We start from the raw sequence: 12068 nt of genomic DNA, 5'->3' as shown, positions 1-12068 counted from the left end.
CCGCCCCCCCCCCCCCCTGCCGGTCCCGATCCGCCTGCTGTGCCTGGACCGCGGTGATGGCGACCGTGTTGACGATGTCGCCCACGAGCGCACCGCGCGACAGGTCGTTGACCGGGCGGCGCAGCCCCTGCAGGACCGGGCCGACCGCCACCGCGCCCGCGCTGCGCTGCACGCCCTTGTAGAGGATGTTGCCGGTATTCAGGTCCGGCACGATGAACACGGTGGCGCGCCCGGCCACCTCGCTGTCGGGCAGCTTGGTGCGGGCCACCCCCGGGTCGATGGCGGCGTCGTACTGGATGGGCCCCTCCACGGCCAGCTCCGGGGCGTGCTCGCGGACCAGCCCGGTGGCCCGGCGCACCTTGTCCACGTCGGCGCCGGTGCCCGAGGCCCCCGTGGAGTAGGACAGCATGGCCACCCGCGGCTCCACGCCGAAGCCGCGCGCGGTGCGGGCCGAGTCCACGGCGATGGCGGCCAGCTGCTCGGCGTCCGGGTCGGGGTTGACCGCGCAGTCGCCGTAGACCAGCACCCGGTCGGCCAGGCACATGAAGAACACGCTGGAGACCAGGGAACTGCGGAGCAGCTCGAAGGAGGGGCGGATGGTCTGGGCGGTGGTGTGCACCGCGCCGGAGACCATGCCGTCGGCCAGGCCGCACTGCACCATCAGGGTGCCGAAGTAGGACAGCTCGCGGACGGTGTCGCGGGCCAGCTCGACGGTGACGCCCTTGTGCGCGCGGAGCCGGGCGTACTCCTCGGCGAACCGCTCCACCAGCTCCGGGGATGCCTCGGGGTCGACGACCTCGGCGGCGCCCACGTCCAGTCCCAGGTCGGCGGCGCGGGCGGCGATGTCCCGGGGCGAGCCGAGCAGCACCAGGTCGGCGGCGTCGCGGCGGAGCAGCAGGTCGGCGGCGCGCAGCACCCGCTCCTCGGTGCCCTCGGGCAGCACGATGCGGCGGCGGTCGGCGCGCGCCCGCTGCAGCAGGGTGTGCTCGAACATCAGCGGGGTGACCGCGGTGGAGCGGGCCACCTGGAGGCGCTCGACGATGTCGCGGCCGTCGACCGACTCGGCGAAGGCCCGCAGCGCCGTCTCGATCTTGGGCCCGGCGCCGGGGGCGATGCGGCCGCGGGTGCGGGCCGCCCGGGTGGCGGTGGGGAAGGTGTCCAGGTCGGTGNNGGCGGATGTCCATCCCGGTGAGCAGCCGCCACACCGGTTCGGGCAGGTCGGCGCCGCCGGTGAGGACCACCCCGGCCAGCGGCGGGAAGTCGGGCGAGGTGTGGGCGGCGTTGACCGCCGGGAGCAGGGCGCTGGCGCGGTCGGCGGCCATGATGACCGCGTGCTCGGATTCGAGCCGGTCCAGGATGCTCGGCAGCGACATGGCGGCCACCAGCAGGCCGGACACCTCCCGGCCGAGCCGCTTCTCCTCGCCGAAGAGCAGCCGGGCCTCGCAGGCCCGCTGCAGGTCGCGCAGGGTGGGGGCGCGCAGCCGGGGGACCTCGGGCAGCACGTAGCCCTGCCCGGCCAGCTCCCGGCGGAGCGTGTGCGCCTGGTCGGGGTCGACCCGGTCGACGACGGTGGCCAGCAGGGAGGCGTGCTCGCGGTCGAGCTCCTGGCCGGCGATGGCGATGACGTCGCGCACCTCCGGTTCGCCGCGCCCGGCGCCGGAGACCACCAGCAGCACGGGGGTGCCGAGGTTGGCGGCGACGCGGGCGTTGAAGGAGAACTCGGTGGCCGAGCCGACGTCGGTGTAGCCGGAGCCGACGACGACCATGGCGGCGTGCCGGGCGGCGGCCGCGTGATAGGCGTCGACGATGCGCGACAGGGCCTGGTCGGGGTCGGTGCGCACCTCGCCGTAGGTGGCGCCGACACAGTCCTCGTAGTCGCCGCCCAGGTCGAAGCGGGTGCGCAGGGTCTCCACGATGGGGTCGCGCCCGCGCCCGTCGACGACGGGGCGGAACACCCCGACCGAGTGGACGGTGCTGGACAGCTGCTCGGCGGTCCCGAGCGCCACGACGGCCTGCTGGCTGTCGGCGTCGGTGGCCGCGATGTAGACGCCGCGCGTCATGCCCCCGCCTTTCGCGAAGTCCCGGACCCACCCTCGGGCGCGCCCCCGTGCACCCGGCGGCCCCTGCTCGGGGGCCGCGGCCCGCCCCGGATGAGGGGGCGGGTGTCCCGGCACCACGGTAGCCCCGGTGCCCGGAGGGAGGCGGCCGGGCGTGCCGTGAGATGCGGCATCCGAGCGGCAAAGCCTCACCCAAGACACCGGCGGGTGGCGGGCTGGTGGGGCGCGGGGGTGGAGGGCGGCGACGACAAGGGACAGTGGCTCTTCCCGCAGCGCTGACGGTTGCACGGTGTGTGTGGACAACGCGTTGGGCGGCGACGGCGAGCGCGGGGCGGTTCCCGGGCCCTGACTGCCGTCCGGTGGCCCCCTCGCGGTCCGGGAAGGCGGCGCGGCCAGGTGGGCGGGGGTCGCCCGCGTTCGTGGCGGCCGCCGGGCCGGTACGCCCTCGTCGGAGTTGATCTCGACGGAGGTCGGTCTCATGACGGACTTTTTGAGGCCGACTTCCCCGAGGTCAGCGCGGAGGGGCACGCCTTTCGGGCATACCGGGCGCCGAGAGGGGTCTCCGGCGATCCTGCATGTCGGAATCGACACCTGATCGCCCTGAATGCGTCGATTCCGCCACGCAGGATGATGGTGTCCGTTGCAGTGGTGGAACGTTCGGCGGCCGCAGCTGCCCTGGACGCTCGGCCTTCGCCGCCCACTGACAGGCGGGGGCGCCGGTCATGGCACCGACACTGAGGCGGGCCCCCAAGGCCGTGACGCTCCGCTGGCATGGTCGGACGGAAGATCCGCGGACGTGACCCGCAGGATGAGCCAGGGGCTCTCATGGGCCCCAGGGGCGGGGACCAGCGTCATCGACTCAGTCGCCGGTTCTGTGAAGGCCGCGCATCAAGCCGCGGGCGGGAGGCGTATGCGCGGGAGATCGGGCTTGGCGCGGTCGAACATCTGCCGCCCCTCCACCAGCCCGGAACGAGGTCTGCCCCCCGGCGCCGCACGGGCTCCGGATCGCCGACCAAGGGCGACAACTACCCCAATTACAACCTAGCGCTCGCTTGGTTTAGGGGTTACGATGCGCGCACGACTCCCCCGACACCCTCTCCTCCGCGCCCCGGCAGTCATCGGGCGCCGGTCCGGTGACCGGCCGCCGGAGCACGGGCGGCAGGGCGGCCGTGAAAGGACACCCCCGATGACGCTGCCCACCTACCTCAACCACATCGGCGGTGAGTCCCGGCCCGCGATCGGCGGCGGGTGGCTGGACAGCACCGATCCCTCGACCGGCCGGGTCTGGGCGCGCGTGCCCGACTCCGGCCCCGACGACGTCGCCGAGGCGGTGGACGCCGCCCGGCGGGCCGCGCCCGAATGGGGAGCCGTCCCGCCCGCGCGGCGCGCCGCCGTGCTGCGGCGCTGGGCCCGGGCCGTCGTCGAGCACGCCGACGACCTGGCCCGCACCGAGAGCCGCGACAACGGGCGGGTGCTGCGCGAGACGCGCGGCGCCGACCTGCCCGGCGGCGCCATGCACATCGAGTACAACGCCGGCCTGGCCGACACGGTCACCGGCGACACCCTCCACATGGGCGGCACGGCCTCGGTCTCCACCCGCCTGGAGCCCTACGGGGTCGTCGGGGTGATCCTGCCCTGGAACGCGCCGCTGGCCATGTTCTTCGCCAAGGTGTCCGGCGCCCTGGCCGCGGGCAACGCGGTCGTGGTCAAGCCCGCCGAACAGGCCTGCTGTTCGGTGCTGGCCGGGTGCGCGCTGCTGGAGGAGGCGGGCCTGCCGCCCGGCGCGGTCAACGTGGTCGCGGGCACCGGGGAGCGCGCCGGGGAGGCGCTGGTGTCCCACCCCGGCGTCGCCAAGGTGCACTTCACCGGATCGACCGCCACCGGGCGCCGGGTGACCGAGCTGTCCGCCGCCGGGATCACCGACCTCTCGCTGGAGCTGGGCGGCAAGTCGGCGTGCATCGTCTTCGACGACGCCGACCTGGACGCGGCCGCCGCGGGGGCCGCCGGGGCGATCTACACCGGCGGAGCGGGGCAGTCGTGCGTGGCCGCCTCCCGGTTCGTGGTGCAGGACGGCGTCTTCGAGGCGTTCACCGAGCGGGTGCGCGAGTACGCCCGTGCGCTGCGGGTGGGCGCCCCCGGGGCGCCCGACACCGGCATGGGGCCCATCGCGTCCGAGGAGCAGTACCGCAAGGTGCTCTCCTACCTGGAGCTGGGCCCGAAGGAGGGCGCGGAGCTCCTGTTCGGCGGCGGCTCCGGCCCGGACGCGCTCACCGAGCCCGACCCCGCCCTGGCCGGGGGCTACTGGGTGGAGCCGACCCTCTTCCGGACCGGCGACAACGGCCTTCGGATCTGCCAGGAGGAGATCTTCGGGCCGGTGGCCGTGGCGCTGCCCTTCACCGCCGAGGAGGAGGCCTACGCCATCGCCAACGGCACCGGGTACGGGCTGGCCGGGGGTGCCTGGACGCGCGACCTGGCACGGGCACGGCGGGCGGTCGACGCCATCGACGCCGGGACGGTGTGGATCAACACCTTCCGGCGCATCCACTGGGCGGTCCCCTTCGGCGGCCGCAAGCAGAGCGGCAACCTGCCCTCCAACGGCCCCGACGCCCTGCGCGAGTGGCTCACCCTCAAAGCCGCGTGGATCGAGCCGGGCTGAGGCGGCCCGGCCGGGAAGGACGTGACGGATGCTGATGCGTGCGGCGGTGCTGACCGCCTTCGACGCTCCACTGGAGGTCCGCGAGGTGGAGGCGGGCGATCCCGGCCCCGGCGAGGTGCGGGTGCGGATCGCCGCCTCGGGTGTGTGCGGGTCGGACCTCAAGGCGATCGGCGGGGACAGCCCGGTGGTGCCGCGGCTGCCGGTGGTGTGCGGGCACGAGAGCGCGGGGACCGTGGACGCGGTCGGGCCCGGGGTCGGGTCCGTGGTGCCCGGCGATCCGGTGCTCATCGCGATGAACCGGCCGTGCGGGCGGTGCCGGATGTGCGCCGGGGCCCAGGCCCATCTGTGCACGGACGACGCGCGGCTGAAGGCGATCATGGGGGTCATGCCCGACGGCGGTACGCGCCTGCGGATGGACGGCGCCGAGGTGCGGCCCTACCTGGGTATCGGCTCCTTCGCCGAGTACGCCGTGGTGTCCGAGCGCGCGCTGGTGCCGTTGCCCGGCGACGTCCCGCTCGCCCCGATGGCGCTGCTGAGCTGCGCGGTCGTCACCGGCGTGGGGGCGGTGCTCACCACCGCACGGGTCGGGCCCGGCTCTTCGGTGCTGGTGGTGGGATGCGGGGGCGTCGGGCTGAACGCGGTACAGGGGGCGGTGGTGGCGGGCGCGGTCCGGATCATCGCCGCCGACCTGGTGGACGCCAAGGCCAAGGCGGCGGAGCGGTTCGGCGCCACCGACACCGTCGCGGCCGGGGACGGCCTGGAGGAGCGGGTGCGCGACCTGGTGCCGGGCGGGGTGGACTACGCCATCGAGGCCACCGGGGCACCGGGGGCGCTGGCGGCGGCCTTCGGCGCGACGCGGCCGGGCGGCACCACGGTGATGGTGGGCAGCCCGCCGCCGGGCGCCGAGGCGGCGGTACCGGCCGGGGCCCTGTTCGCCTCCCGGCGCCTGATGGGCTGCCAGGGCGGGGACGCGTCCCCGCACAGGGACCTCCCGCGCCTGGTCGACCTGTACCGCGCGGGGCGGCTGCGCCTGGAAGAGCTGATCACCGAACGCGTGGGTCTTGAGGGGGTGAACGGCGCCGTCGACCGCGTCCGGAACGGCGAGACCGCCCGCGCCCTCGTCATCCCGGAGGAGTGAGGACTCCCCTGCCCCGACGATGACGGGCGCCAGGGGGCGTCCGTTCATCCCGCGTGGTGGATCCGCTACCCGATCGCCCGAAAGGCATCGATTACACCGCGCAGGATGCCCCCAGGGACGCTTGCGAGGTCCGGAAGACGGATCCCGGTCCGCCAATACCGACCCAGTGTCCGCTTCGCCCAATTTCCCGGCCGCCCGAACACCTCCCGCCCCCTGTTCGACGACCGGGACAGCCTCGCGGACGGTGCGGGTGTGCGTTCATCGCGATATCTGAACGGGATTCGGTGTCTGGAGGGCCTTAAACGGCACACCCGGGCCGTTTGCCGGGCCCGACGTCACTGCGCGTAGCCAATATCGGCCCAGTGCGGGGCCCCGAGAGCCCGGCAGAGGCGCCCGAGCGACCCCGTGCCCACCCCCACCCCCAACCGGAACACCCCAAGCAGGCGCGAACAGGACATCTCGTCCCTAGAACCTGTTCTGGTATCGCGGTGTTCGTCGCCCCTGGGCGTTCGCGGGTGTCGCTGGGCGCGTTTCTCGCCCTCACCCGCACCTAACGCGGAGTATTTGCCCAGGTCACAGGACTGACAGGGTTCACCGCGCCAGCCCGGCGGCCGCCACGGGCGCGGAAGAACGCGAACCCCGGTGCCGCGCCGCTCCCGGACAACGAGGAACCCGCCGGACGGCAGGCAGGATCAGGGAAGCGCCCGGCTTGCTCCGTCGCCGCCATCAACGGCGACCACGCACACGCCCGACGGCCGACAGCGCTACCGCAGGGCCCGCCGCCCCCTCATCGTCGCCGCCCCTCCTCCGCACTCCGACAACCCGCCACCCGGCAAGGGCCCAAAAGCGGGGCACCAGCCCCGTCATCGCCGCCGATCACAGCGACCACCGGCACGCCCGGCACCCGACAGCGCTACCGCAAGCGCCGCCAACCTCCGTCGTCGCCGCCCCTGCCACCTCGCACTACGGCGCCCCGCCACCCGGCCGTCGCCGCTGACCCGGCAACCTGCCGATCCGCCCGCCCGAACCGCGAGGAACCCGCCGCCCGGCAGGCAGGACCGGGCAACCGCCCCGCTCACCCCGTCGCCGCCCACCACCGCAACCACGCCACACGCCCGGCAGCCGACGACGCTCCGGCAAGCGCCGCCGACCTCCGTCGCCGTCACCCTCCCCGCTGTTCCCCACCATCCCCGCCCCCCCGCACCCGGTACCCCGCGCACACCGCCGCCCACCGCACGGCGCGGAATGGGTCCTGCGGCGATTGATCGGGCCGGTGGGGACGGGTTACCGTGAACGGGACCGAAAAACTGAAACATGTTCTGCTTTTTGACCGCTCGCATCCCCGGCGGGAGCGTCCATGGCCTTCACCGACCTCTCCGACGTGCGGCTCTTCCACACCGACGACGGCCCGGCCGACCCCGGGCGCACCCTGCTGCTCGTGCACGGGTGGGGGTCGGACTCCCACGAGTGGGTGCACCACATCGGCCCGCTGGCCGAGCGGCACCGGGTGCTCGCCCCCGACCTGCGCGGGCACGGCGCCTCCTCGGTCCCCGACACCCCCTGCACCCCCGCCGCCATGGCCGCCGACCTCGCCCGCCTCATCGAGGACGCGGGCGCCGCCCCGGTCGCCGCGGTCGGCCACTCCATGGGCGGGCAGGTGGTCAGCCTGCTCGCCGCCGACCGGCCGGACCTGGTCGCGGCGGTGGTGACCGTCGACCCCGGATACGGCTTCGGCCCCGCCGAGACCGACCCGCTGCCCGCCGCCGTGCGCGCCCTGAACGGACCCGACCCGGTGGGCGCCGCCCTGGCCCTGGACGCCTGGAGTACCACCCCCGCCACCCCCGCCTGGATCCGCACCTGGCACGAGCGGCGGCTGCGGGCCGCCCGGCCCCGTGTGCTGGCCGAGGCCTTCGCCGGGATGTTCACCGACCCCGGGGCGATCGGGCCGCGCCCCGCCGCGCAGGACCACCTGGCGCGGCGCCCCCAGCCCGCGCTGTCGCTGTGGCACCACCCCGGGCGGGCCGCCTGGGAGCGCCCGCTGCTCCCGTCCGGCTCCCGGGTGGAGTGCTGGGAGGGCGCGGGGCACCGGCTGCACGAGGAGCGGCCCGCCGAGTTCCTCCGGGCGCTGGAGGGCTGGCTGGCCGGAACCGACCACGAGAGGTGAGATGGCCGTGAAGTTCAGCCTGTTCATGAACCCCCAGATCCCCGGGTCCGGGTACGCCGCCGAGGAGAACGCCCGCGCCTTGCGCCCCATCGGCCGCGACCCCGCCTCCTACCAGCGCCTGCTGCACGAGGTGCGGGAGATCGCGGTGCACGCCGACCGGATCGGCTTCGACGCGCTGATGCTGACCGAGCACCACTTCCACTCCGAGGGCTTCGAGTTCTCCGTCAACCCGCTGATGGTGCTGGCCGACCTGGCGGCGCGCACCGAGCGGATCCTCCTGGCCCCGCTGGGGCTGGTGCTGCCGGCCTGGGACCCGATCCGCGCCGCCGAGGACGTGGCCCTGCTCGACCACTTCTGCCAGGGGCGGCTGCGCCTGGGGGTGGCCCGCGGGTACCAGGCGCGCTGGGCGGACGTGCTGGGCCAGCGGTGGAAGTCGCGGGCCGCGCGCAGCGACGGGTCGCGCACCGACGACCGCAACTTCGACGTCTTCGGCGAGCTGCTGAAGATCATGAAGATGGCCTGGACGCAGGAGACCCTGCGCTACCGGAGCGACGTGCTGGACTACCAGGTGCCCGACCCCTACGAGGGCATCGAGGGCTGGCCCGCCCAGGAGTGGACGCGCACCTTCGGGGCGCCGGGCGAGCTGGACGAGCAGGGCCGCATCCGGCGGGTGAGCGTGGTGCCGCGCCCCTACCAGGACCCGCACCCGGAGCTGTGGCAGCCCTTCACCGTCAGCGACCGGTCGGTGGTGCGGGCGGCGCAGGAGGACATCCTGCCGTGGATGTTCACCCCGCTGCCGGGCGAGCACCGCAAGAAGGCCGAGCTGTACCGGAGCGTGGCCGCCGAGCACGGGCGCGACTACCGGCTGGGCGAGCACACCGGCATCCTCAAGATCGTGGGCATGGCCGACACCCGCGAGGAGGCGATCGCGACCTACGGGGCGAAGATGCACAAGGACTTCGCGTCGTTCTTCGGCCCCTTCGGGTACCTGGAGGTGTTGCGCACCAAGGACGACGACGCGGCCGCCCCCATCAGCCCGGAGAAGGGCGACTTCAAGCGGATGGCCGACGTGCAGATGGCGCTGATCGGCGGCCCGGACGACGTGAAGCGCGGCATCGAGGCGATGCTGAAGGAGATCCCCGACCTGGAGTGGTTCGGCCTGTTCATGCAGGGCCAGCAGGGCGTCCTGCCGCTGGACACGGTCAAGCGCAACCTGGAGATGTTCGCCGAGCACGTGATCCCGGAGTTCCGGGACTGAGCCGGATCCGGGACTGGTCCCGGACCCGGGCACTGGTCCCGGACCCGGGCGGGCGGCCGGTTCCGGCCGTCCGCCCGGATCACCGCGCGCCGCCCCCGTGCCCCCTGCGCCCCCGCCGCTCCGCCCCACCGCGCTGCCCCGCGCCGCCCCGCCGCGGGGCCCCTGGGCAGGGCGGACACCGGACGCCCGAAACGCCCCGTTCCCTCCCTTGTTCCCCTCCGGAGTGAGCCGGACGGCCTCCTGCGACCCGGGCACACCCATGCCGGAAATGGGCCCTCTTCCCCCTGTTTTCGGGGATTTTCGCGGGCGATAATCGACTGCCCCGCCCGCCGACCGCTCCCGGCGCGGCCGCCGGGCGGCCGGTCCTGGACAACTGAAGAGGAGCCGCATGGAGCTGGAACGCGTCGTCATCGGACTCGTCGCCGCCCTGCTGCTCCCCTACTCCATCCCCTTCGTCCGACCGCGGCCACTGCTCGCACTGCCCCTGACCGTGCTGTACGCCGCCTACGCACTGGCGCCGGCGCTGCTGACCCCGGCCGCCGCCGTCCTGCTGCCGCTGTCGGCGGCCGCGTCCTGGGGGCTGTGGCGGCTGGCCCGCACCGACGCCCACATGCAGGGCTCCACCCACATCCTCATCTCGTCGTCGGTGGCCGGGACCATCTTCGCGCCGATGGGGCTCACCGCCGCCCTGGCGGGCACGGCCGCGGCGTTGCACGCGGGGACGCAGGTCCTCACCGGGGCGCGTGATCTTATCCTGGACGACAGGACGGCGATCACGGTCTCGGGGCTGCTGATCGCCACGTTCATCGGAGGGGAGGTCGTCACGCACACGCTCCACCCGTTCTACGCCGAGCTGAAGAAGGCGGAGGCGGAGGAGATGGAGCCCCTGAAGGGGGCGGGAACCGCCATCGGATGGCTGGAGCGGTCCATGACCTACGCCCTCACCGTCGCGGGACGGCCGGAGGCCATCGTCGTGGTCGTCGGCATCAAGGCGCTTGCGCGCTTCCCCGAACTGCAGAGCAACCAGAAGCGGTTCGCCGAGTACTTCCTCATCGGCTCGATGAGCAGTATCGGCCTGGCCCTCCTGATCGCCGCGGTGATCCGCATCGTCCTTGGAGAGAAGGCACTCGGGTGACACAGCAGCACGCACTCCTGCACAGCCATCCCCTCTTCGTCGACCTGGCCCGCCTCGACCTGCCGATCGGCGACTACATCATCGCCGGAAGCGGCCCGCTCCTGGCGCGCGGCATCCGCGCCGACATCACCGACCTGGACGTGGTGGTGCGCGGCCGCGCCTGGGACATCGCGCGGACGCTGGGCCCGGTGGTCACCGCCCCCTGGGAGGGCGTGCGCCGCGTGGTACTCGGCGGCGGCCGCCTGGACGTGCTCAACGGCTGGTTCCCGTCCATGTGGGACCTGGACGAGTTCATCGAGACCCGCGAGTCCATCGACGGCCTGCCCTTCGCGCCCCTCGACCGCGTCCTGCGCTGGAAGCGCCGCCTGGGCCGGGCCAAGGACATCGCCGACATCAACGCGCTGATGGAGTACTTCGACGCGGAGGTGGGCACCGCCGCCGAGCCCGTCCCGGCCGACGGCCCCGCCGCCCCCTGATGCCGGAGGGCCCCGGGCCCCTTCATCGCCGGTGGACCCCGGCGGCGCCGCGAGGACGGACGCAGGGCCTCAGAACAGGACCGACATGACCTCGCCGACCTCGCGGAAGCCCACGCGGTCGTAGACGGCGCGCGCCGAGGTGTTGAAGTCGTTCACGTACAGCGTCACCCGGGGGGCGATGTACTCGCGCGCCAGGCGGGCCACGGCGGCCATGCCCGCCACACCGTAGCCGCGGCCCCGCAGGTCCGGGTGGACCCAGACGCCCTGGACCTGGCAGGCGTGCGGGGTGACGGCGCCGACCTCGGCCTTGAACACCACGCGTCCGTCCTCGATACGGGCGAAGGCGCGGCCGCCGCGCACGAGTTCGGCCACCCGGGACCGGTACAGCGCGCCGCCGTCGCCCGCGTCCGGGGGCACCCCCACCTCCTCGGTGAACATCGCGATGCAGGCCGGGAGCAGCACGTCGAGCTCCTCGGGCCGCACGCGGCGCACGCGGGGGTCGGGGTCGGGGCGCGGGGCCCCCATCAGTTCCAGGACCGGCTGGCGGTCGCGGATCGCCCGCGCCGGGCCCCAGGACGGGCCCAGGCGCTCCCACAGGTCGGTGACGGCCGGGATCGGACCGACGATCGACGAGCAGCGGCGGCCGCGCCAGCGCGCGTGCTCGGCGAACTGCCGCACCGCGGTGGGCCCGGCGTCCACCGGGACGAGGTTGGCCCCGGAGTAGCACAGGGAGCTCAGGCGGCCGTTCTCGATGTAGCCCCACACCTCGCCGCCGAGCCGGGCCGGGTCCAGGCCCGAGGCGCGCAGGCGTGAGCTGACGAAGACGTTGCCCACGGGGTCGCGGTCCAGAAGTGCGTGCACGTCCTCGGTGTCGCGCCGGTCGAGCACGCGAACTGAGGAGGTTCGCAGCACCCGCATCACCCCGCCTGCCTTCAGCCGCCAACCGCCCACGGACCGCCTTCCGCCGACCGCCGGGCGCCTACGTGAGCACGGGTCCGCCCCGCGGCGGACTGCGCCGCGCCCCAGGTTCCAGACTATGCGACCGCACGGTTTCGGTCGCTCTCCGCCCCGGCCCAGCGCGCCGGGCGCGGGGCCCGGTCCACGCCTTCCGGAGCGGCCCCGGCCCACCGGCGCCGGGGCCCGCCGACCGTCCCCCTAGACGAGTGATTCCTTGTACGGCTGTC

The 12068-nt window shown here is 74.4% G+C and carries 8 protein-coding genes and 1 pseudogene; 6 read left to right on the top strand and 3 right to left on the bottom strand.

Annotation, left to right across the window (positions count from 1 at the left end):
• Window positions 1-1114, bottom strand: a 1114-nt coding sequence (gene pta / locus D476_RS38805) for a phosphate acetyltransferase (protein WP_239648623.1), incomplete at its 3' end; no start/stop codon positions are given.
• A 130-nt stretch (window positions 1115-1244) separates the two neighbouring features.
• Window positions 1245-2060: pseudogene (locus D476_RS38800) on the bottom strand (AAA family ATPase); the annotation flags it as partial.
• Between the two features lie 1183 nt (window positions 2061-3243).
• Between D476_RS38800 and D476_RS0107435 the strand changes: the two are divergent.
• The 6 genes from D476_RS0107435 to D476_RS32395 all read left to right on the top strand — a co-directional run bounded on the left by D476_RS0107435 (window position 3244) and on the right by D476_RS32395 (window position 10884).
• A complete protein-coding gene (locus D476_RS0107435; protein ID WP_017623320.1) occupies window positions 3244-4713 on the top strand; it encodes an aldehyde dehydrogenase family protein in 1470 nt (489 codons plus the stop codon).
• A 28-nt stretch (window positions 4714-4741) separates the two neighbouring features.
• Window positions 4742-5851 (top strand): alcohol dehydrogenase catalytic domain-containing protein, encoded by a 1110-nt coding sequence (locus D476_RS0107430; RefSeq protein WP_017623319.1) that lies wholly within the window; start codon window positions 4742-4744, stop codon window positions 5849-5851.
• A gap of 1357 nt (window positions 5852-7208) precedes the next feature.
• Window positions 7209-8015 (top strand): alpha/beta fold hydrolase, encoded by an 807-nt coding sequence (locus D476_RS0107420; RefSeq protein WP_017623317.1) that lies wholly within the window; start codon window positions 7209-7211, stop codon window positions 8013-8015.
• Between the two features lie 7 nt (window positions 8016-8022).
• Window positions 8023-9273, top strand: coding sequence for an LLM class flavin-dependent oxidoreductase (locus D476_RS0107415; RefSeq protein WP_026123327.1), 1251 nt, complete (start codon window positions 8023-8025; stop codon window positions 9271-9273).
• A gap of 388 nt (window positions 9274-9661) precedes the next feature.
• Window positions 9662-10408, top strand: coding sequence for a hypothetical protein (locus D476_RS0107410; RefSeq protein WP_017623315.1), 747 nt, complete (start codon window positions 9662-9664; stop codon window positions 10406-10408).
• Window positions 10405-10884, top strand: coding sequence for a hypothetical protein (locus D476_RS32395; protein ID WP_017623314.1), 480 nt, complete (start codon window positions 10405-10407; stop codon window positions 10882-10884). The genes D476_RS0107410 and D476_RS32395 overlap by 4 nt, the downstream gene beginning before the upstream one ends.
• A 69-nt stretch (window positions 10885-10953) precedes the next feature.
• Here the strand turns inward: D476_RS32395 and D476_RS0107400 are convergent, their stop codons facing one another.
• Window positions 10954-11796, bottom strand: coding sequence for a GNAT family N-acetyltransferase (locus D476_RS0107400; RefSeq protein ID WP_026123326.1), 843 nt, complete (start codon window positions 11794-11796; stop codon window positions 10954-10956).
• Window positions 11797-12068 lie beyond the last annotated feature (272 nt).

Source organism: Nocardiopsis chromatogenes YIM 90109 (assembly GCF_000341185.1).
Classification (GTDB): domain Bacteria; phylum Actinomycetota; class Actinomycetes; order Streptosporangiales; family Streptosporangiaceae; genus Nocardiopsis_A; species Nocardiopsis_A chromatogenes.
The sequence above is the reverse complement of the archived record's forward strand: the minus strand, read 5'-3'. Positions and strand labels throughout refer to the sequence as shown.

Excerpts from the sequence above, each read along its gene's own strand:
- D476_RS0107435 (WP_017623320.1), top strand. The coding sequence starts at position 3,244 with ATGACGCTGCCCACCTACCTCAACCACATCGGCGGTGAGTCCCGGCCC.
- D476_RS0107420 (WP_017623317.1), top strand. The coding sequence starts at position 7,209 with ATGGCCTTCACCGACCTCTCCGACGTGCGGCTCTTCCACACCGACGAC.
- D476_RS0107430 (WP_017623319.1), top strand. The coding sequence starts at position 4,742 with ATGCTGATGCGTGCGGCGGTGCTGACCGCCTTCGACGCTCCACTGGAG.
- D476_RS0107410 (WP_017623315.1), top strand. The coding sequence starts at position 9,662 with ATGGAGCTGGAACGCGTCGTCATCGGACTCGTCGCCGCCCTGCTGCTC.